15 protein-coding genes and 1 other RNA gene are annotated in these 21,353 nt (G+C 53.9%); 11 read left to right on the forward strand and 5 right to left on the reverse strand.

Annotation, left to right across the window (positions count from 1 at the left end):
* Positions 1-418: 418 nt before the first annotated feature.
* From WA318_RS06115 to WA318_RS06130, 4 genes are all read left to right on the forward strand, one after another.
* Entirely contained in the window at positions 419-1,153 is a 735-nt protein-coding gene (locus tag WA318_RS06115) for a hypothetical protein (RefSeq protein ID WP_336080298.1), read from the forward strand.
* A 95-nt stretch (positions 1,154-1,248) separates the two neighbouring features.
* A complete protein-coding gene (gene corA, locus WA318_RS06120) occupies positions 1,249-2,346 on the forward strand; it encodes a magnesium/cobalt transporter CorA (RefSeq protein ID WP_336080299.1) in 1,098 nt (365 codons plus the stop codon).
* Between the two features lie 123 nt (positions 2,347-2,469).
* The gene (locus WA318_RS06125) at positions 2,470-3,030 is read left to right on the forward strand and encodes a cysteine hydrolase family protein (RefSeq protein ID WP_336080300.1); all 561 of its coding nucleotides are present in this window, start codon (positions 2,470-2,472) and stop codon (positions 3,028-3,030) included.
* 68 nt (positions 3,031-3,098) lie between these two features.
* Positions 3,099-3,731 (forward strand): pyridoxamine 5'-phosphate oxidase family protein, encoded by a 633-nt coding sequence (locus tag WA318_RS06130; RefSeq protein ID WP_336080301.1) that lies wholly within the window; start codon positions 3,099-3,101, stop codon positions 3,729-3,731.
* 82 nt (positions 3,732-3,813) lie between these two features.
* On the opposite strand, the gene rnpB is transcribed toward WA318_RS06130, so the two are convergent.
* The 5 genes from rnpB to WA318_RS06155 all read right to left on the reverse strand — a co-directional run bounded on the left by rnpB (position 3,814) and on the right by WA318_RS06155 (position 8,826).
* Positions 3,814-4,210, reverse strand: an RNA gene (gene rnpB / locus WA318_RS06135) — RNase P RNA component class A.
* Between the two features lie 71 nt (positions 4,211-4,281).
* Complete coding sequence (locus WA318_RS06140) at positions 4,282-5,040, reverse strand: N-acetylmuramoyl-L-alanine amidase (protein ID WP_336080302.1); 759 nt, start codon at positions 5,038-5,040, stop codon at positions 4,282-4,284.
* A 5-nt stretch (positions 5,041-5,045) separates the two neighbouring features.
* Positions 5,046-5,918: a DMT family transporter gene (locus WA318_RS06145; RefSeq protein ID WP_114099554.1), complete on the reverse strand. Its 873-nt coding sequence runs from the start codon at positions 5,916-5,918 to the stop codon at positions 5,046-5,048.
* A gap of 219 nt (positions 5,919-6,137) precedes the next feature.
* Complete coding sequence (locus tag WA318_RS06150) at positions 6,138-7,964, reverse strand: ATP-binding cassette domain-containing protein (protein ID WP_336080303.1); 1,827 nt, start codon at positions 7,962-7,964, stop codon at positions 6,138-6,140.
* Positions 7,965-8,085: 121 nt separating this feature from the next.
* Positions 8,086-8,826: a TerB family tellurite resistance protein gene (locus WA318_RS06155; protein WP_114099552.1), complete on the reverse strand. Its 741-nt coding sequence runs from the start codon at positions 8,824-8,826 to the stop codon at positions 8,086-8,088.
* 278 nt (positions 8,827-9,104) lie between these two features.
* Here WA318_RS06155 and WA318_RS06160 point away from each other — a divergent pair, with 278 nt between their 5' ends.
* The 7 genes from WA318_RS06160 to WA318_RS06190 all read left to right on the forward strand — a co-directional run bounded on the left by WA318_RS06160 (position 9,105) and on the right by WA318_RS06190 (position 21,026).
* The gene (locus tag WA318_RS06160) at positions 9,105-11,102 is read left to right on the forward strand and encodes a methyl-accepting chemotaxis protein (protein ID WP_336080304.1); all 1,998 of its coding nucleotides are present in this window, start codon (positions 9,105-9,107) and stop codon (positions 11,100-11,102) included.
* A gap of 330 nt (positions 11,103-11,432) precedes the next feature.
* On the forward strand, positions 11,433-13,394 hold the full coding sequence (locus WA318_RS06165; RefSeq protein ID WP_336080305.1) for a methyl-accepting chemotaxis protein: 1,962 nt from the start codon (positions 11,433-11,435) through the stop codon (positions 13,392-13,394).
* Between the two features lie 137 nt (positions 13,395-13,531).
* On the forward strand, positions 13,532-14,041 hold the full coding sequence (locus tag WA318_RS06170; protein WP_114099549.1) for a winged helix DNA-binding protein: 510 nt from the start codon (positions 13,532-13,534) through the stop codon (positions 14,039-14,041).
* A 343-nt stretch (positions 14,042-14,384) separates the two neighbouring features.
* The gene (locus WA318_RS06175) at positions 14,385-15,359 is read left to right on the forward strand and encodes a TRAP transporter substrate-binding protein (protein WP_114099548.1); all 975 of its coding nucleotides are present in this window, start codon (positions 14,385-14,387) and stop codon (positions 15,357-15,359) included.
* A 193-nt stretch (positions 15,360-15,552) separates the two neighbouring features.
* The gene (locus WA318_RS06180) at positions 15,553-16,005 is read left to right on the forward strand and encodes a TRAP transporter small permease (protein WP_258548788.1); all 453 of its coding nucleotides are present in this window, start codon (positions 15,553-15,555) and stop codon (positions 16,003-16,005) included.
* Between the two features lie 9 nt (positions 16,006-16,014).
* Positions 16,015-17,316: a TRAP transporter large permease gene (locus WA318_RS06185; RefSeq protein WP_114099546.1), complete on the forward strand. Its 1,302-nt coding sequence runs from the start codon at positions 16,015-16,017 to the stop codon at positions 17,314-17,316.
* Between the two features lie 68 nt (positions 17,317-17,384).
* A complete protein-coding gene (locus WA318_RS06190; protein ID WP_336080306.1) occupies positions 17,385-21,026 on the forward strand; it encodes a hydantoinase B/oxoprolinase family protein in 3,642 nt (1,213 codons plus the stop codon).
* Positions 21,027-21,353: the final 327 nt, after the last annotated feature.

The raw sequence follows: 21,353 nt of genomic DNA on the forward strand, positions 1-21,353 counted from the left end.
TTTGGTGTGTTTCTGCGGATTCCGCGGTACATGCGAAAAGCCTGAATTCAGCCAAAAACACTTGAAATCACGGTCTTATCCATCTTCGGCCCATGAAATCCCAAAACGGTTCCATGGGGCCCCATCGGTGACCATTAAAAACCCGGTTTTATGGGGTTTGATGGTGCAGTCGACATTTCGGGAAATGACGGGATGGGCGAAGACAATTTGCGATTTGACTCCCAATCGGGTTTGATGCGCGAACGAACTCCTGCAAAATGTAGAAGGGACGTTTATCGGGTGACGGTATCGGACCATCTGATTGTCATGCCGGGTTGTCGGATGTCGGAAGATGGTACCGGGTTCAAACATCTGGCGCGGGGCAGCGTCAGCGAGATGAAGGAAGCGATTGTTGCGGATAAAAGCTGCCATTCTATTAATGAGTTGTGCGTTTTTTGCGGGTATTTCGGTTCCGGGGATCACCGTAAATGGTGATGGCAGTGCCCGGGCGCAGGGACTGACCCTGGATAAGGCCGGCGGCAGTTCGACATCGCCAGAAGTATCATCACCACAGGTTCGTGAACTTCTGCCCCTGATCATGCAGCAGCTTCAAAGCAACCCTGAACTGATGTCGCAATTCGGTCTTGGCGGTTTGTCCGGACTTGGCGCACTTGACGGTGTGGCCGGGGCGGCGGGTGAAGGTGCTGCCGGGGCCACAAACATCCCCGGTTTGAATGATGCGATTGCCAAGGCCCTTGCCCAGAAAAATGCAGGGGCAGGTGTCGTGACATCAGGGGTGCCAGAACAGGTAAAACTGTATCGTGAACAATATCATCCGGTTGATATCAATCAGGATGGCCGGATCAGCGCTGATGAGGCTGCGTCCTATTCAAGCTGGATGTTCCGCAGGCGTGATATTAATGGCGACAGCGTGCTGGTCATGCGCGAGTTTTCGGCAGTTGAACAGTTGCCCGGCACTGCCGATGCCAATCGCCAGCGACTGCGCACGGAAAGCCGACGCCTTGAATTGCTGTTTCCGGCCTACGATGCCAATAAAGATCAGATGATCAGCAAGGAAGAGTTTCTCGATCAGGTCCGTACTGCCTTTGGCGAAAAAAGCGGAACCAATCCCGACATTGATCCGTTTTCATTCCAGACGGTTCTGCCATTCTGACTGGCGGCGGGATTGCAACAGAAACACCATATGACAGCCAAGCAATAATCTGGCATCCGTATCAAACGACAAGCCGGTCAGGATGGAGAAGGTTAATGGATACCAGCGAGTTTTTTGCTCCGCTTCGGGCAACAACAGACGATGGGGCTGGCGTAGATGGCTCTGCTGCGCCCCGGACTGGTGTTGCGGAAACCGAACCGGCAGAAGACGGAAAATCAGCTGCGAAGATCACGGCCAATGCCGTTGACAATGCAAATGCCGACGCAACGGCAGGCAAGCAGGACGTCGCCAAATCCGAACGTACACCGGTATGGATTGACTTGCTGTCGCCGACCTCTGATGAAATTCACGATATCGAGCAACGTTTCGGGATCGAGGTGCCGACCCGCGAGGAAATGCAGGAGATCGAACTTTCATCTCGTCTGTATGATGAGGACGGGGCACTTTTCATGACGGTTTCGGTCCTGACCCGCGCGACGACCGATGCGCCGCAAACGGCGGCCGTGACGTTCATTCTGGTCAAGAAGACCCTGATCACGCTGCGCTATGCTGATCCGGTACCGTTCAAGACATTCATCCGCCGGGTCAAGAAAACACCGTCACTGGCCAATAGTGCCGAAACGGTCATGTTCGGGCTGCTCGAACAGATTGTTGACCGTCTGGCGGATTTGATGGAACAGACCGCAACCGATCTTGAAAACCTGTCAAATCAGGTGTTTGCAAGCCCGGAAGGACCCGGCTCGGATCAGGATCACCGGGAAACCCTGCGCCAGATCGGACGTACCGGCAACCTGTCTGGCAAGGCGAAGGACAGCTTGCTGAACCTTCATCGACTTGGATTGTTCCTGTCAACGCAGACGCGTCTGAAAAAGGATGCCAAGGCAAGGCTTAAGGTGATTTCACGCGATATCGTCTCGATTACCGAACATGCCAACTTTATCGCCAACAAGGTGACGTTCCTGCTCGATGCGACCCTTGGCATGATCAGTCTTGAGCAAAACAACATCATCAAGATCTTCTCGGTCGCTGCGGCGGCCTTCCTGCCGCCAACCCTGATCGCCAGCATCTATGGCATGAATTTCGAAGTAATGCCCGAGCTTGGCTGGGAATTCGGCTATCCGGTTGCAATCGGCCTGATGATCCTGTCCGCTGTTTTGCCGCTTTGGTATTTCAAACGCAAAGGGTGGCTCTAAAAGTCGGTGACGGAATTCTGGCGAGATTGGTGGGGTGTTTGTCATTTCCGCCAGATAAATTACTGGTAAGGTGCCGTGCATCGCCACCAGCAATGATATGCACCCAACCGTCGGAGCCCCGAAATGAACAAGACCGCCCTGATCCTGATTGACTGGCAACAAGGATTTGATGACCTTGATTACTGGGGAAATCGCAATAACCCCGATGCCGAAAGAAATGGCGAGAAACTTCTGACACACTGGCGCAAAGCCGGGCAGCCGGTCTTTCATGTCAAGCATGACTCAACCGAACCGCAATCGCGTCTCCATCCTGATCATCAAGGCAACGCCATCAAACAGGCACTAGCCCCGATTGAGGGGGAGCCGGTCTATGGCAAGAATGTCAATTCGGCTTTTATCGGCACCAGTCTTGAGGCGGATCTGCGTGCGCAGGGTATTTCGCGCCTTGTTCTGTGCGGGATCACAACGGACCATTGTGTGAATACCAGCACCCGTATGGCCGGGAATCTTGGATTTGAGGTAACGATTGCATCTGATGCCTGTGCGACCTTTGATCGCAGCCTTCCGGATGGGCGGGTTTTCCCGGCCGAGCTGGTGCATGATGTGGCACTTTCCAGTCTCAATGGCGAGTTTGCTGCAGTGAAAACCGTCGAACAGATCATAGGATCGCCAAGTCAGGTTTGATCAGCGATTGACTTGCGTTCTCAAGTGACGCACCTTCGGCCCGTGATTCCCGCATAAGGTGCCTGCCAATGACTTCTGCCAATACCAAAATCGATACCCAGGAAAAGCTGCGCGCAATTTATGGGGAGCCGATGGGACTTGCTGTTGATAAATGCCTGTCGCGGCTTGACCCACACTGCAAGCATTTCATTGAACTGGCACCCTTTGCGGTCGTTTCATCGGCCGATGCCAATGGCGATGCCGATGTCAGCCCGCGCGGCGATGGGCCGGGCTTCATCAAGGTTGTAGATGATAACACCATCGTCATGCCGGACCGTCCGGGCAATAACCGTGTCGATACCCTGTCAAACATCGTCGATAACCCGAAAGTCGGGATGCTGTTCTTTGTGCCCGGTGTGAATGAAACACTGCGCTTGAACGGTACGGCTGAAATCAGTACAGATCCGGCTTTGCTGGGATTGTTTGCCGATACGCCCAAGCCACCGATCACGGCGATTAAAATTACGGTCGAGGAAGCCTTCCTGCATTGTGCGAAATCGCTGATGCGTTCCAAATTGTGGGACCAGAATACCCAGATTGACCGTAAAACGCTTCCGACCCTTGGCAAGATGATCAAGGATCAGACTGCGGCTGATTTCGACGTCGGCACCCAGGAAGAGGCCGACAAGTATTTCACGCAATCAATTGCGGAAAAAGGCTGATCATCGTGCTGTAAGCACAGATTTATTGAACTTGTCAAAGGCGGTGACAGCGTATTTTCATCGCCTTTTTCGTTTGGGAAATAATACCAGATGGCCTGTAAGCCGGGTTCTGTCCATGCGGCGAACCGCACTGGATGGCCATTCATCTGGGACGTCCGTCGCCGAACGCCTCCTGCAACCAACCCGAATGGTGGTGCGAAAACCCACCTGCCGACAATGCCGAAGCATCCGGCCGACCATTCCTATTAGGTTTTGCTCCCGGTGGGGTTTACCATGCGTCCCGCATTGCTGAAGGACCGGTGCGCTCTTACCGCACCCTTTCACCCTTTCCGACAGGCTTGCGCTGTGTCGGTGGTTTGCTTTCTGTGGCACTTTCCCTAGGGTCGCCCCCGCCAGACGTTATCTGGCACCGTGTCTCCGTGGAGCCCGGACTTTCCTCCCCGATTGCAAGCAATCAGGGCGGCCATCCGGCCATCTGGTGGTGCGGATGTAGGTTACATCGACCATAACGTCAAGAAAAAGCGGTGGCGACGGGGGCGAGTTCAGAAAGCTAGTTGCCAATCGCATTTGCAAGGGCAGTGGCAATGGCCATGCATTGCCCGTCGAGGACACCGGAAATATCCGCCGGACGCCAGTGCCGCTGAAAGGCAATTGTCCGTTTAAGGCGATACTCTTCGTTGGATGCGCCATCCCCATCACTTGCCGGCCATCCATAGCCGATCTGATCAAGCAACCCGTCAAAGCGATCGGGATCAACAGTGATATCGTCAGTTACATCGGGCCAAATCCCGATGCCGTTGTCGGCCAGTAATTTCCAGGGGAACAATTCACCGGGATCTTCCTTGCGGTCCGGGGCCATGTCGGAATGGGCAATCACCCGATCTGCCGGAATGTTGCGACGGGCCAGAATGTCCCGGCACAACGTGATGACGGACGCGATCTGTATATCGGGAAAGGCGCGATAGCCAAATTCATGACCGGGATTGACGATCTCGATCCCGATGGAATGTGAATTCACATCTGCGCAATCCTGCCAGCAACCCCGCCCGGCATGCCATGCCCGTTTGTCTTCATCGACAAGGGCAAAAACACGGCCGTCCTCTTCGATCAGATAGTGGCTCGAAACCGAACTTTCAGGATCACACAGGCGTTCAAGGGCGGCATTGCCAGTGGGCATGCCGGTATAATGCAGCACAAGGATATCAATCGGGCAACCATCCGGGCGCGGGCCGAAATTGGGTGAGGGATGCTTGATGATGTCTGCTGGCAAACTGTCTTTTGATCGCCCGTCGGACTGTCCATCGGCCATTTGGCTTAATCCATTCCCTGTGTTTTACGCTGAACGGGTTTGCGCAGCATGATAACCGTGACCCCGCACAGAACAACAATACCGCCAATGATCTTAAGCATCGAGAATGCTTCGTTAAATACCACAAACGATCCCAGAACGCTGATGACAGGTGCGAGCAATGACCATGGCACGACTGCATTCACATCCTGGGTCTTGAGCAAATGATACCAGAAACCATAGGCCACAATTGATGACATGATCACCGTAAAGCTCAGATTGGCCCACGCCATCCAGCTGGCATCACGCACTGCCTGAAAGGATTCGGGTTCAAAAACCAGCGATAGAAGCAGCAGCTGCGGGGCGGCAAACAATGCCATCCAGCCATTAAGCTGGAAGGTGTCAATATCGCCCAGTTTCTTGATCATCACATTGGCAACCGCCCACATGAAAGCTGCAAACACCACCAACAATAATGGCAATTGCAGATCGGTCATGGTCGGGTCCCAGAACATGATTGTTACGCCAACAAACGCAAGCGTCATGCCCGAAAGCCGCTTCCAGCCCAGCCTGTCATTAAAGAAATAGGTCGCCAGCATCGAAGAAAACGGCACGCCAAGCAGGACGATAATTGCGACCGGTCCGGCGTCAATCATTGAAAGTGCAAAGAATAAAACACCGAAATGCAGACTGCCAAAAGTCAGCGAGATGACGGCAAGGCGTCCCATGCGACCGCGTGGCATGCGGGTAAACGGGATCAGCAGAATTGCAACCGAAGCAAAGCGGATAGCGGTCAGCATAAAGGGTGGAATTTCTGAAACCGCACCTTTGACGGTCAGCATGTTAATGCCCCAGATGATGGCGACGGACAGGGCCATAAGCACTGCTTTGAGGGGCATGGCGCGGGCTTTCAATAAGGGGCAGCACAGAAGCGTCTGCGTTGACGACACCGTCCTTTGTCATCTGTTTGAAGACAAAGGACAAATGAGTTCTTTTCAACCCAGACTGAACTGGTTTGCAGACAAGTGTGTCCCAATGCGCACCAGACGTAAAGCAACCGGTAGCAAGAACAGAGGATCATCGTCGGGATGTTTGTGGGCGATGACCCGGTCAGATCATCAGGCCTGACCGAGCTCCTCGCGCATCATTTCAAGTTCCAGCCAGCGTTCCTCGGATGCTTCAAGTTCGCTTCGTGCAGTGTCAAGCCGGTCGACCTTCTTCTGGAAGCCGGTCGGATCCTTGGTAAACAGGGTGCTGTCAGACAGGGCAGCTTCAAGCGTTTTTATTTCTGCTTCGAGCTTTGACATCGCCGCAGGCAGATTGTCGTATTCGCGCTGATCCTTGTAGCTCAGCTTTGAAACCGATTTTGCTTTGGGCGCATTGTTGTTACCCGAAGGTTTTTTACCAAGCTTGCCAAGGTTCTTGTCATCTTTGGCTGCGGGGGCGTTTGAGAGTTTGCGTTGAGCGATATAATCGGAATAGCCACCGGCATATTCAACTGCCGTTCCGTCGCCTTCCATCACAATTGATGACGTTACAACGCGATCAAGGAAGTCACGATCATGGCTGACCAGAAGAAGGGTGCCCTCATAGTCGTCCAGCATTTCCTGAAGCAGGTCTAGCGTATCCATATCCAGATCGTTGGTCGGTTCGTCCATGATCAGAAGGTTGGTCGGCTTTGCCAGCAATTTCGCCAGAAGCAAACGGTTGCGTTCGCCACCCGAAAGGGCACCAACCGGGCTTCTGGCCTGTTTTTCGTCAAACAGGAAATCGCGCAGATAGCTGACAACATGGCGCGGGTTGCCACGCACCATCACCTGATCGCCGCCAACATCACACAGCGTATCCCAAAGCGTTTTATCGTCATCAAGCGCAATACGCTTTTGATCAAAATAGCTTGGATTAAGGTTGGTGCCGATCTTGATCGTGCCGCTGTCGGGTTCAAGCTGCCCGGTAAGCATTTTAAGCAGTGTGGTTTTACCTGCACCGTTCGGGCCGATGATGCCAACCTTGTCGCCACGCAGGATACGGGTCGAGAAATCGGCAATGATCTGGCGATCCCCGAATGACTTGGCGATATCAGTGGCCTCAATCACGACCTTGCCCGATGTTTCGCCAGCCTCGGCTGCAAGTGAGACATTGCCGATCCGGTCAACCTGATTGGAGCGCTGTTCGCGCATGTCATAAAGACGGCGCAGGCGACCCTGGTTACGTTTGCGGCGGGCGGAAATGCCCTGCACGGACCAGACGGTTTCCTGTGCAATCAGCTTGTCAAGCTTGGCGCGTTCCTCGGCTTCCTTGCGATAGATTTCTTCGGACCATTCTTCGAACTTGGCGAAATTGATCGCGCCCTGATGCATGACACCACGGTCAAGCCAAAGCACGCCGTTCGATACCGCATTCAGGAAGGCACGGTCATGCGAGATGACGACAACCGCACCGCGGAAATTCTTGATCTCGCCTTCAAGCCATTCAATGGTCGGAAGATCAAGATGGTTGGTCGGTTCGTCCAGCAAAAGGACCTGCGGATCGGCAATCAGTGCGCGCGCGATTGCCGCGCGTCGGCCTTCACCGCCAGAAAGCTGTTTTGGATCGGCTTTGGGATCAATATCGACCGATGCCAACAGCATGTCAGAGCGATAGGCATAGTCCTGTTCATGTTCATCAAGAGCCGAAAGAACGAAATCCTCGACCGTGTCATAGCCGTCAAATTTCGGTTCCTGATTGAGATAGGCAACCTTGCAACCCGGTTGAACAAACCGTTCGCCACCGTCGGCTTCGATCTCGCCGGCGATGATTTTCAGAAGTGTCGATTTCCCGCCACCATTCCGGCCGACCAGACATAGTCGGTCGCGTTCGCCAATGGCAAATGACACATCGGAAAACAGATCATTGCCGCCAAAGGTCAGGCGAATGTCATTAATATTAATCAGCGGTGGCGCCATGGAAAAACCGATAAGCTTGAGTTCAGAAAATTGGTCAGCGTGACAGGCCCCTTGCAAACAGCAAATCCGGTGCCGTTGCAAGGGAAATCATCTGTCATCATCTCTATCCAGCCGATTTGGATCAGCGGATACCGCGTTCCTTGCGGATTTGATCCCATGCGGCGTTGATGCGGGCCATTTTATCATTGGCCTGTTCGATGAATTCGGGCGGCATACCTTTGGCCATCAGGGTGTCTGGATGATTTTCGCGCGACAATTTGCGATGGGCTGCTTTCAGTTCATCATCACTGGCATCGCGTCCAAGGCCCAGTTGCTCATAGGGGTCGGGACCGTTCGATGAGGTGAAGGCATGATGTACGCGATCAAAGTCGACATCGGCAAAGCCAAAGATATGGGCGACCTTTTTCAGGTAATCCTGTTCTGCCGGATGCAATTCACCATCAGCCATGGCGATCTGGTAAAGGGCTTCAAGGATGCCTTCCAAAAGCGCGCGTTCACCCCGAAACATGGTGGCGATCTGACGGGCATAGAGTTCAAAGCCGTCCGATGATGAACGAGCCATATCAAAGATACGGCCGACATTCTTTTCTTCGCCGGGCGGAATATGGAAAACGCGCTTGAAGGCATTGATCTCGTCGCGGCTGACATGACCGTCAACCTTGGCCATTTTGGCAGCAAGAACGATGACGCCCGTGGCAAAGGCAACCTGCCTCGGGTCGTGACCACCCAGTTGCGGCCCCCCGTTTGCGGCACTCTTGATCTTGTCTACGACATGACCGGCTGTTGCGCCAAGGATCGCGCCAAGCGGTCCGCCCAAGGCAAAGCCTGCGGCTCCACCAATAATTTTGCCCCAGATACTCATGCGATGCTCATGGGTGATTGTTCGTCCTGATTGCTGTGTTTTGCAGTGTGCGGTCGTATTCTTGCAGCAAGATTACCATCTTACCAGAACAACCAACATAGTTTGCAGGTCACGGAAATAAATGGCGAATTGGCGTTATTTCTTGGCTTGGACGTTGAATAACACCCAAACGTCTATACTTAAGTGTTTGTTGATCTACCATTGGTAGAGTGGTTCTATGACAATCAGGTAGTAAAAAAATAATAACAAAAACGATCCGTATAATTAGGGGTGGAAACATGTCTTTCTTGTCACGCATGAAACTTGTCTACCAGATTTCTCTGATAAGTGTGGTCGCACTTATTATTTTCGCAGTTGTTGGCGTAACGCAGTTCATTGCGGATCAACAACGCCAGTCGGCGCAAACAATTGCCGAGGCAGCCAGCGCCGACCAGTCGCTGGTTGATGGTATATCCCGGGCATTTCTGAACGCGCGCCGACATGAAAAGGACTTTGTCCTGCGCAAGAACGAAGAATATGTCGCGTCTCACGCTGCCGCTGCAATGTCTGTGCGAGCAGGCCTGGATGACCTCGCCAAACGCGAGGAACTGGGCGAGCTTCTTGGCAAGGTTGATCAGGCAAGAGCCGCGTTTGAAGATTATGTCAGCGAGTTTACAACCGTTGTCGATTTACAGCGCAAGGTGGGCTTTGATCAGAGTTCAGGTTTGCTTGGCGAAATGCGCAATGCCGCAACAGAGGTCGAAACCGCACTTGGCAAAATTGCGCAGCTTGAAGCCATGCTGGGGCTTTCCAACACCAAGGATATCTCGATTGCGGTGCTGAAAATGCGACGTGACGAGAAGGATTTCCTTGCAAGTCTTGACCCGGCCTATCTTGACAGTGTTACGGCGACGGCCAAGGAATTCGACGCAGCCCTGCAAAAAGCGGGAAGCATTCAGGATGACAAGAAGGCTGAGCTTGGCAAACTGATGGCATCATATATTTCCGATTTCAAGGCACTGGCCGATGCTGTTCTGGCGCGTGAAGAATCGCTTGCGCGTCTGAGCGCCTATTACTCGGCTGTTGAACCGGTACTTGCGGAACTGAGCAGCGCCATCGGCGATGTGGCCGGGAAAATGCAGCAACGTGCCGAACAAATCGCGCATACTGGGGTTCAGGTCACATTTGCGATTTTCATCGCCGGCGCCCTGATACTGGTTTTATTGTCGATTATCCTGGCACGCGCAATCGCACGTGCAATTGCAGGTTTGACGACCAAAATGGCCCGTCTTGCCGACAACGACTTCGACGTGCAGCTTGATGAAGCCAATCGCAAGGACGAAATTGGCGAAATGGGCCGGTCGGTTGTCGTCTTTCGTGAAAACGGGCTTGAGCGTCAGAAGCTTGAAGCCCAGCAGCGCGAGCTTGATGAAAAGCAGCGCCAACGTATCGAACAGCAAGAAAAGCATATCCGCGAGTTTGATGACGATGTCGTCGCAATGATGAGCGAAGTCGGGACGGCTGTGCAACAACTCCATGCGGTTTCCGAAGCTCTTAAAAACAGCGCATCAACTGCAAATGAACAATCAACAACCGTCTCTGCGGGCACAGAGGAAGCTTCGTCAAATGTGCAGCTTGTCGCAACAGCGGCAACTCAACTGTCGGCTTCGATCCATGAAATCGCCGGACAGGTCAGCGACACATCGCAAATGGCAATTTCCGCAAGCGAACGTGCCCAGACAACCAACGAGGATATTCAGGGATTGAATGCGGCGGCTGTGCGGATCGGCGAGGTGATCGGCTTGATCAATGACATCGCTGGTCAGACCAACTTGCTGGCACTTAATGCAACAATCGAAGCCGCCCGTGCTGGCGAAGCTGGCAAAGGCTTCGCCGTTGTAGCAAGCGAGGTCAAAAATCTTGCCAATCAAACAGCCAAGGCAACCGAGGATATCACAATCCAGATCAACGAAATTCAGCAGGCAACCCTGTCTGCGGTTGAGGCAATTGACGAAATTGTTCGCATGATCTCGGATATCAGTGAACGGGCATCAACGGTGGCGGCTGCGGTGGAACAACAAACTGTGGCCACAAGCGAAATATCGCAGAATGTCGAACAGGCGGCATCCGCCACCAGCGAGATTTCATCTGCAATGCAGGGCGTATCCACAGCAGTTGCAGACACCACCGAGGCAGCCAGCGATGTCCGCGGGTCTGCAGATAACCTTGGTCGTCAGAGTGACAGTCTGAGCGAACGCATCGACCAGTTCCTTGAGCGCATGCGTGCCGTAAGCTGAGCCGCTGATTGATCTGACCAGTTGATAATTTGGTCTATACGCAAGGGGGAGGATTAGTCTTCCCCCTTGTTTTGTATGGGGCGGGTGCAAATGTAATTCCTTATTGCGGGTGCGGGATTGGAAACAAATTGCGTTTTCGACACCTGGCGGTGTCGGTTCCGGAGGCTTGTTAAATAATCGTACTGTTTCCCCGTCTGATGAACCGGTCAGTTTGTCCAAAACTGAATGGGGTGCGGGGAATATTTCCGTCTCGCTGTCTTGCATTGTATTGCGTGTGTCCTGTGAACCCAGTGTTTGGAATACAGGTCGGGCATTGGCTTGGGGGTTGCCGTGAATTTTCTGTCTCGCATGAAACTGCTTTATCAAATCTCGCTGATTGGCGCGGTTGGTCTTATGATCTTTGTCGTGGTCGCCGCCGTTCAGATGGTGGCAGATCAACAACGTGGTGCTGCGCAAATGGCTGCACAGGAGGCATTGGACGATCGTCTGATCGCGGATGCTGTGTCACGTGACTTTCTGCATGCAAGGCGACGGGAAAAGGACTTTCTTCTCAGGCTTGATGAGAAATATGCCAGACAACATGACGAAGTCGTTGAGCGGGTGACGGCGGGTTTGCATGAACTTGAAATGGACGAGGAGCTTGCAGCATTTGATGCCGAGATCTCCCGGATTACGACTGCCTTTGCCAATTATGCCGATGAGTTTGGCAAGATTGTCACCCTGCAACGCGAAATTGGCTTGAACGAGGAAGACGGGCTTCTGGGCCGTTTGCGTGGTTCGGTCCATGCTGTTGAAACCGAACTCGGTAAATACAAGGCTGACAAGCTGACGGTGATCATGCTGATGATGCGTCGGCATGAAAAAGATTTTCTGGCCCGAATGGACGCGAAATACATCGATAGCATTGGTCAGCGACTGGCAGAATTCGGTCCGGCCTTGGCCGCATCGGATATTCCGTCCACCGAGCAGGCCAATATCAGCAAACTGATGAATTCCTATGTCAGTGATTTCAAATCGCTGGCCGAGAAGATCCTTCAACGCAATTCCGAGCTTGGCCTGCTATCAGATTATTATGCCGAGGCAGAACCGCTGCTTGATGCCCTCAGCGCCTCGATTGCAGAACTTGCCAATAACCAAAAGGCGAAGGCTGAACAAATTGCAGCAACAAGCCTGACTGTAACGGTCACCATGTATGTGATCGGTGTGATTGTACTTCTTGGGCTTTCGGTTCTGTTGTCGCGCGCGATTGTACGTGCAATTAGCGGTTTGACGGGCAAGATGACGCGCCTTGCCGAGAATGATTTTGATGTGGACCTTGATGAAGTCAATCGCGCTGACGAGATCGGCGAGATGGGGCGTGCCGTGCTTGTTTTCCGTGAAAACGGTATAGAGCGCGTCAAGCTGGAGGCAGCACAGAAGGCCCAGGATGAACGTCGACGCAAACGAATGGAAACCCAGGAACAATATATCCAGGAATTCGACAATGCCGTTGTCGCGGTGATGGCTGATGTGGCGGTAGCGGTCAAACAGCTTCATCAGGTCTCAAACGTGTTGCGCAACAGTGCTGAAACCGCTGCTGACCAGTCAATGGCGGTTTCATCCGGTGCAGAAGAAGCATCGTCGAATGTGCAACTGGTCGCAACGGCGGCAACTGAGCTTGCCGCTTCGATCAACGAAATATCAGGACAGGTCAGTGAAACTTCGACCATGGCGCAATCCGCCACCGAACGGGCACGCTCAACCAATGACAATATTCAGGGGCTGAATGACTCTGCCATCAAGATTGGCGAGGTTATTGGTCTGATCAGTGATATTGCTGCCCAGACGAACCTGCTGGCTCTGAATGCCACCATTGAGGCCGCGCGCGCAGGGGACGCAGGCAAGGGCTTTGCCGTGGTGGCAAGCGAGGTCAAGAACCTTGCAAACCAGACGGCGAAGGCAACCGAAGACATCACGGCACAGATCAGTGAAATTCAGCAGGCAACCGGCATTGCTGTCAGTGCGATTGATGAAATCGTGACCATGATCGCTGATATCAGCGAACGCGCAGCAGCTGTCGCCGCTGCTGTTGAACAACAAACTGTCGCGACCAGCGAAATCTCGCAAAATGTTGAACAGGCGGCCGCCGGGACAGAAGAAATCTCGTCTGCGATGCAGGGAGTGTCCGCAGCGGTCGGTGAAACCAATAACGCCGCAACCGAGGTCCATGGTTCGGCAGACAATCTTGGTCGGCAAAGCGGTGACCTTCGGCAGCAAATTGACGGCTTTCTGGAGCGGATGCGCTCACTTTAACGACGAAATGCCGATAACAAACGGCAGTCGGGTCTTTACCCGACTGCTTTTATCGCGATAAAATCCCGACAAACTTGTGGCGTTTTATAGAAGATGAACCGCAAAATCAGAACAGCTATCAAAGCAGGGAATGTCGCATGGCAGATAAACCACGTATTGTTTCATCGTCGCATCTCGTTTCGGAACGGGCTGCAGAATTATCGGAACTTGAATTTGCCCTGATCCTGTCAGGGAACGCATTCAACCGATGGATGGTACGGTGCATGCGTGCTGCCGGGATGCCGGACGTTTCGGTTCTTGATATTCTGGTGCTCCATAACGTCAATTCGCGCGAACGTGAAAAAAGCCTTTCTGAAGTTTGCTTTGTTCTCAATGTTGAAGACAGCCACCTGGTGAACTACTCACTCAAGAAACTGCGCAAGCTTGGTCTGGTCGAAGGCATCAAGCGTGGTAAGGAAGTCCACTATGGAACGACCGCTGACGGGCGTGCCATGTGCGAGAAATACCGCGAGGTCCGCGAAGCCTGCCTTGTTGAAACCTTCCAGCGCCTTGGTGTGAATAGTCAGGAAGTCGGCGATGTTGCCAAGACCCTGCGCGCCATTTCCGGGGTCTATGACCAGGCATCGCGTGCCGCGAGTGCGATGTAACAAGCAAGTTGGCGTTTTCCGAGCAGACCGGTTTTTTGTCGGCGCAAAGGCGGAAAGCTTCATGAATCGAACGGGCAGTGGTTCCTTTGAACTGCTGCCCGTTCTGTTTTCGTGGGGTATTCCGAATGGCACGCGATGCTGTGCCGCTTTCAAATGCTCATTTATTTCAAGTGATTAAGGTGGTTTTGACAAGGTGCGAACTGCGTGAGTTGCATATTTCGCATGGTAGTTATGAAATTACATTGACAATTTGTCAGTAAAATGTGATCAAGATGTCGGGTGAATATTTTGGAGTCTTTGTTACTCTGACTCCTCCGCCTCAACACACAGGGAGACTTGATCAATGCTGAAAAAAGCGCTTTCGACGGTTGCAGTCGCAGCCATCACCATGTCCGCCGGTCTGGCGGCTGCTGCTGAAAAATGGGATATGGCGACGCCGTATCCGGATGCGACCTTCCACACCCAGAACATTATCGAATTTGCCAAGGACGTGAATGATGCGTCCGGTGGTGAACTGACCATCACCGTTCATTCCGGTGGGTCTCTGTTCAAGCATGCTGATATCAAACGTTCGGTTCAGCGCGGTCTGGTTCCGATTGGCGAAACACTGATTTCGCTGCTGGCCAACGAAAACCCGATTTACACCGTTGATGCGATCCCGTTCCTTGCGACCTCCTATGAGGACTCCAAGAAACTTTGGGAAGTCTCACGCGCAGGCATCGAAGCAGCCCTTGCGAAAGACGGTCTGAAAGTTCTCTATGCTGTTCCGTGGCCGTCACAGGGGCTTTACACCGCAAACCCGGTAAGCACGGTTGAAGACCTTAAGGGCATCAAATTCCGTGCCTACAACTCGACCACTTCGCAGCTTGCCGATCTGACCGGAATGGTAGCGACCCAGGTTGAAGTTCCGGAAATCCCGACCGCCTTTGCAACCGGTATTGTCGAAGCCATGATGACTTCGCCGTCGACCGGTGCGAACTCCAAGGCCTGGGACTTTGTTTCGAACTTCTATGACGTTCAGGCATGGCTTCCGAAAAACATGGTTATCGTGAACGCAAAGTCGTTTGATCGTCTTTCGGCAGAAGCCCAGAAAGCTGTCATGGATGCCGCGGTCAAAGCCGAAGCACGTGGTCTGGAAATGAGCATGGCTGAATCCGAAGCAAAGAAGAAAATCCTTGCTGATAACGGTATGAACGTTGCTGCGCCAAGCGCAGAGCTCAAAGCTGGTCTGGCCAAAGTTGGTGAAACCATGGTTGCCGATTGGCTCGAAAAAACCGGCGATGAAGGCAAAGCCATCATCGACGCTTTCAAGAACTAAGGTTCTTTCGTTCCTCGGGATCGGGCAGGTGTCGTCCCCTGTCCGGTCCCGGACAAGCCCCACATTTTAATGTTACTGTCCGTATGGATCGCTCAACCACCATCGCGACTTCGCGGGCGGAAAGGGGACTGCTGTGCGCAGATTACTAGACTATTTATTTAAGTTCAGTGCCGGGTTGGCTGCATTTTTCCTGGTGGCAATCGCACTTCTTATTCTGGCGCAATCACTTGGCCGTCTGATCGGAATTGCGGTTCATGACGCCAACGAACTCGCAGGTTTTTGCCTTGCGGCGGGAACGTTCCTGGCGCTTGGTCCCGCACTTCGGGCCGGCACCCATATTCGGGTGATGATTGTTTTGTCCCATCTGCGCGGTGGTCTGCGCCGGGTGATCGAAAGCATCACGCTTCTGGCTGCAACCTTCCTTGGCGGTTACTTCGCATGGTGGATGACGGTTCTTGCCGAAGAGAGCTTTTCCTACGGTGATACGTCGCCAGGCGTTCTCGCCTTCCCGCTCTGGATCCCGCAAGCGGCAATGGCCTTTGGCCTGATCGTCTTTACCGTCGGTATGATCGAAGCACTGGTCGATACCGTTGTTGGTCGCAAACCTGCCTTCGCCCTCGGCGAAGCCAACGAACTGAACGAATAGGGGACGGTCATGGAAGTACTTGAAATTGGCCTTGTCCTGATGGGGCTTCTGTTCCTGTTCCTTGGTGCAGGTTTGTGGGTTGCTCTGTCATTGTTTGCGATTGGCGTATTCGCCCTTGATTTCTTTACCAGTGCACAGACTGGTCCGATCATCGCAACGACCGCATGGGCAAGCCTTGCGACCTGGTCGCTGGCGCCACTGCCGCTGTTTATCTGGATGGGTGAAATCCTTTTCCGGTCGCGCCTGTCCGAAGACATGTTCACCGGTCTTGCGCCCTGGCTGAACAAGCTGCCGGGTCGTCTGTTGCATGTGAATATTCTGGGCTGTGGCATCTTTGCTGCTGTATCGGGTTCGTCTGCGGCAACGGCGGCGACCATCGGACGCATGTCGATCCCCGAACTGCGCAAGCAGGGCTATGCCGATAAACTGATCCTTGGCACGCTGGCCGGGTCGGGCACTCTGGGTCTTTTGATCCCGCCGTCGATCATTCTGATTGTTTATGGCGTATCGGCCGAACTGTCGATTGCCCGTCTGTTCATTGCCGGCGTTTTGCCCGGTGTCATGCTGATCATCCTGTTCATGAGCTTCGTTGGCATCTGGGCCACCGTAAACAAGGACAAGATGCCGCCAGCCGCACCCAGCATTCCGTTTGGCGAAAAAGTCCGCGCTTCGGGCCGTCTGATCCCGGTGATCCTGCTTATCTCGGCCGTTATCGGATCGATCTACGGGGGGATCGCCACCCCGACCGAGGCTGCGGCCTTTGGCGTGGTTGGTGCGCTGATCCTGTCACGATTAAGTGGCTCATTGACCCGCGAAAGCCTGATCGAAGGCATAATGGGGGCAACGCGCACATCCTGCATGATCTGCTTTATCCTCGCAGGGGCAGCGGTACTGACTGTTGCCATGGGCTTTACCGGTATCCCGCGCGAACTGGCCGCATGGATCGCGCAGATGGATCTGTCGCCCTATGCGCTTCTGGCAGCATTGACCGTGTTCTTCATTGTTCTGGGTTGTTTCCTTGACGGGATTTCGGTGGTGGTTCTGACCACCTCGGTCATCCTGCCGATGGTTCAGGCTGCCGGGATCGACTTGTTGTGGTTTGGTATCTATGTGGTGCTGGTGGTCGAAATGTCGCAGATCACCCCGCCCGTCGGTTTCAACCTTTTCGTTTTGCAAGGTCTGACAGGCAAGAACCTGTTTGCCATTGCACTGGCTGCCTTGCCGTTCTTCTTCCTGCTGTTGCTTGCTGTCTTGCTGATTACGGTCTTCCCGGAAATCGCAACATGGCTACCCCGGCAAATGAATGGCTAACCGGCTTTTGAAATAGCTGATCGTTCGTACAGATTTTTATGACTACAGATGCCCAAGGAGTAAGCATCATGGCTTCTCACGACCAAAATTCCCCCGCCTCGCAGACATCGGGTCAGCCGAAATGGCAGTTCTGGATTGATCGCGGCGGTACCTTTACCGATATCGTGGCCCGCAAGCCCGATGGTTCGCTTGTCACCCACAAGCTGCTGTCGGAAAACCCGGAACGCTATCGCGATGCAGCCATTCAGGGCATTCGTGAACTTCTTGAAGTTCCGGCAGGCGAGAAAATCCCGGCCGAGAAAATCGAAGCTGTCAAAATGGGCACCACCGTTGCGACCAACGCGCTTCTTGAACGTAAGGGCGACCGCACGGTTCTGGTTACCACCAAGGGCTTCCGCGATGCGCTGCGTCTGGCCTATCAGAACCGCCCGCGTCTGTTTGATCGCAATATCAAGCTGCCAGAAACCCTGTATGAAACCGTGATTGAGGCCGATGGTCGTTTCGACGCCCAGGGGGCTGAGCTGACCCCGCTTGATCGCGACAATTTGCGTAAAGATCTTCAGGCGGCGTTCGATAGCGGCATTCGTGCCTGTGCCATCGTCTTCATGCATGGCTATCGCTATACCGCCCATGAAAATGCGGCGGCCGAAATTGCCCGTGAAGTCGGCTTTACCCAGGTTTCCGTCAGTCACGAAGTCAGCCCGCTGATGAAGCTGGTATCGCGCGGTGATACCACGGTTGTTGATGCGTACCTGTCGCCGATCCTGCGTCGATATGTTGATCAGGTTGCCGCCGAACTTGGTGGTGTGAAGTTGATGTTCATGCAGTCCAATGGTGGCCTGACCGATGCGGCCAAGTTCCAGGGCAAGGATGCGATCCTGTCCGGTCCGGCTGGCGGTGTTGTCGGCATGGTCCGTACCGCAGAAATGGATGGCTTCAAACAGGTCATCGGTTTTGACATGGGCGGCACGTCGACTGACGTCTCCCACTATGACGGCGAATATGAACGTGATTTCGAAACCCAGGTTGCCGGCGTTCGTATGCGCGCACCGATGATGAAAATCCATACGGTTGCGGCCGGTGGCGGTTCGATCCTGCATTTCGATGGCGCGCGTTTCCGTGTGGGTCCGGACAGTGCCGGTGCAAATCCGGGTCCTGCGGCCTATCGTCGTGGCGGTCCGCTTGCGGTTACCGATATCAACGTCATGCTGGGCAAGGTTCAGCCGGACTTCTTCCCGAATGTCTTTGGCCCCGAAGGCAATGAGCCGCTTGATGCCGATGCGGTTCGTGTTGGTTTCGAAGCCATGGCTGCCAAGATCAAGGAAAGCACCGGTCAGGCCCGCACGCCCGAAGAAGTCGCCGAGGGTTTCCTGCGTATTGCAGTTGAAAACATGGCAAACGCGATCAAGCAGATCTCTGTTCAGCGCGGCTATGACGTGACCGACTATATCCTGCAATGCTTCGGTGGTGCCGGTGGTCAGCATGCCTGTCAGGTGGCTGATACCCTTGGTATGACCAAGGTGTTTGTCCATCCGTTTGCCGGTGTTCTGTCGGCTTATGGCATGGGCCTTGCCGATATTCGTGCGATGCGCGAACAGGCGGTCGAAGCGAAACTGGCGTCTGACGCACTAGCCGGTCTGGATGAGCAGCTTGACAATCTTGCCGTTGATGCCCGTGCCGAATTGCACGAACAGGGCATCCCGGATACCAAGATCACCATGCTCAAAAAGCTGCATCTGCGCTATGACGGTACCGATACGCCGCTGATCGTTGATTTCGGCGATGTTGCTGCCATCAAGGCGCAGTTCGAAGAACAGCACAAGCAGCGCTATGGCTTTGTCATGGATGAAAAGCCGCTGGTCGTCGAAGCGGTTGCGGTCGAAGCCATCGGTGAAACCCAAAGCCTTCCCGATACCGAAGCCGAAGTCACCGGTGACAATGTTGCGATCAGCGCATTGGCAACGCGTCCGGTCGTCTTTGATGGCAAGATCGCGGATACCCCGTTCTACAAGCGCGAAGACCTGAAACCGGGTGCGGTCGTGCGTGGTCCGGCGGTGATTGTCGAACCGGTCGGCACCACCGTGATTGATCCGGGCTGGGAAGCCAAGGTCAATCGTCGTGACCATCTGGTCCTGAACCGTGTTGTCGCCATGAAACGTTCCGAAGCCATCGGCACGCAGGCTGATCCGGTGATGCTTGAAGTCTTCAACAACCTGTTCATGAACATTGCCGAGCAGATGGGTGTAACCCTTGCCAACACCTCGTATTCGGTAAACATCAAGGAACGTCTGGACTTCTCATGCGCGCTGTTTGATCAGGAAGGTCAGCTGATCGCCAACGCACCGCATATGCCGGTCCATCTGGGATCGATGGGTGAGTCGGTTCAGGCCGTCATGCGCAACAATGTCGGTGTTATGAAGCCGGGCGATGTCTATATGCTCAATGACCCGTATAATGGTGGTACGCATCTTCCCGACATCACCCTGATCACCCCGGTCTTTGGTGATGATGGCAAGGACATCCTGTTCTATGTCGCATCGCGTGGTCACCATGCCGATGTCGGCGGGATTACCCCGGGTTCGATGGCCCCGAATTCACGCATTCTCGAAGAAGAAGGCGTTCTGATCGACAACTTCAAACTGGTTGATCAGGGCAAGTTTGACGAAGCTGGCCTGACGGCCCTTCTTGAAGGGGCGAAATACCCGGCCCGTAACCCGTATCAGAACATCGCCGATCTGCGCGCACAGATCGCGGCTAATGAAAAAGGCGTGCAGGAACTGCGCAAGATGGTCGATCACTTTGGCCTTGATGTTGTGCACGCCTATATGGGCCATGTTCAGGACAATGCCGAAGAAAGCGTTCGTCGCGTGATCGACGTTCTCAAAGACGGCGAGTTTTCCTATGAAATGGACAATGGTGCGGTCGTAAAAGCCAAGGTCACCATCCACAAGGAAACCCGTTCGGCGACGGTTGATTTCACCGGCACGTCTGATCAGCTTGATAACAACTTCAACGCACCGTCGGCTGTGACCCGTGCAGCGGTTCTTTATGTCTTCAGAACGCTTGTGGACGATGACATTCCGCTTAATGCCGGGTGCCTGAAGCCGGTTAATCTGATCGTGCCCGAAGGTTCCATGCTCAACCCGCGTTATCCGGCCGCCGTTGTTGCCGGTAACGTTGAAACATCACAGCATGTCACCGACACCCTTTATGCCGCCCTTGGCGTCATGTCGGGTGCGCAAGGGACCATGAACAACTTCACCTGGGGCAATGATACGCATCAGTATTATGAAACCATCTGCGGTGGTTCGGGTGCCGGTCCTGACTTTGACGGGACCAGCGGTGTTCATACCCATATGACCAACTCGCGCCTGACCGACCCGGAAGTCCTTGAATGGCGCTTCCCGGTAATGCTCGAAAGCTTTGAAATCCGCAAGGGTTCGGGTGGTAACGGCAAGTTCAAGGGCGGCGATGGCACGACCCGTCGTGTCCGCTTCCTCGAAGATATGACCGCATCGATCCTGTCCAACCACCGTCGCGTGCCTAATCAGGCGGTTGCGGGTGGTGAACCGGGCAAGCTTGGCCGCAACGCCATCGAACGTGTCGATGGTACGGTGATCGAGCTTAAAGGAACCGATGGTGCCCAAATGCATCCGGGTGATGTCTTCATCATCGAAACCCCGGGCGGTGGCGGTTACGGTAAGGCCTAAGGGCCATTGCCAACCCCATCATCCGACCAGACCAGAAACACCGTTTCCCCCAAGTCTTCGGTGTTTCTGGTCCAATACCTCCCTGCTAGAAACTTTGCCGCCCGGAGTTTACCTTCTGGGCGGCATTTTTCTTGATGTTGCAAGGATCGTCCCTACATGGATGGATTATGGGGACTTCTTTGATAATCAACGACATTGCCATTGAGGCGCGCGCTCAAATCAGGGATGATCACAAGCAATGCTTCAATCAAGGATCGGGTTGCCAAAGCCTGCCCGCACAGGCTGCAATCCGGGATCAATCAGGCCGACCTGAACAGACAGGATGAG

The sequence above is a fragment of the Thalassospira sp. CH_XMU1448-2 genome (genome assembly GCF_037027285.1).
GTDB lineage: Bacteria > Pseudomonadota > Alphaproteobacteria > Rhodospirillales > Thalassospiraceae > Thalassospira > Thalassospira profundimaris_C.

Bases quoted from the DNA above. Each gene is read 5' to 3' on its own strand.
- WA318_RS06115 (WP_336080298.1), top strand. From the start codon at position 419: ATGAGTTGTGCGTTTTTTGCGGGTATTTCGGTTCCGGGGATCACCGTA.
- corA (WP_336080299.1), top strand. From the start codon at position 1,249: ATGGATACCAGCGAGTTTTTTGCTCCGCTTCGGGCAACAACAGACGAT.
- WA318_RS06125 (WP_336080300.1), top strand. From the start codon at position 2,470: ATGAACAAGACCGCCCTGATCCTGATTGACTGGCAACAAGGATTTGAT.
- WA318_RS06130 (WP_336080301.1), top strand. From the start codon at position 3,099: ATGACTTCTGCCAATACCAAAATCGATACCCAGGAAAAGCTGCGCGCA.
- WA318_RS06140 (WP_336080302.1), bottom strand. From the start codon at position 5,040: ATGGCCGATGGACAGTCCGACGGGCGATCAAAAGACAGTTTGCCAGCA.
- WA318_RS06145 (WP_114099554.1), bottom strand. From the start codon at position 5,918: ATGCCCCTCAAAGCAGTGCTTATGGCCCTGTCCGTCGCCATCATCTGG.
- WA318_RS06150 (WP_336080303.1), bottom strand. From the start codon at position 7,964: ATGGCGCCACCGCTGATTAATATTAATGACATTCGCCTGACCTTTGGC.
- WA318_RS06155 (WP_114099552.1), bottom strand. From the start codon at position 8,826: ATGAGTATCTGGGGCAAAATTATTGGTGGAGCCGCAGGCTTTGCCTTG.
- WA318_RS06160 (WP_336080304.1), top strand. From the start codon at position 9,105: ATGTCTTTCTTGTCACGCATGAAACTTGTCTACCAGATTTCTCTGATA.
- WA318_RS06170 (WP_114099549.1), top strand. From the start codon at position 13,532: ATGGCAGATAAACCACGTATTGTTTCATCGTCGCATCTCGTTTCGGAA.
- WA318_RS06175 (WP_114099548.1), top strand. From the start codon at position 14,385: ATGCTGAAAAAAGCGCTTTCGACGGTTGCAGTCGCAGCCATCACCATG.
- WA318_RS06185 (WP_114099546.1), top strand. From the start codon at position 16,015: ATGGAAGTACTTGAAATTGGCCTTGTCCTGATGGGGCTTCTGTTCCTG.
- WA318_RS06190 (WP_336080306.1), top strand. From the start codon at position 17,385: ATGGCTTCTCACGACCAAAATTCCCCCGCCTCGCAGACATCGGGTCAG.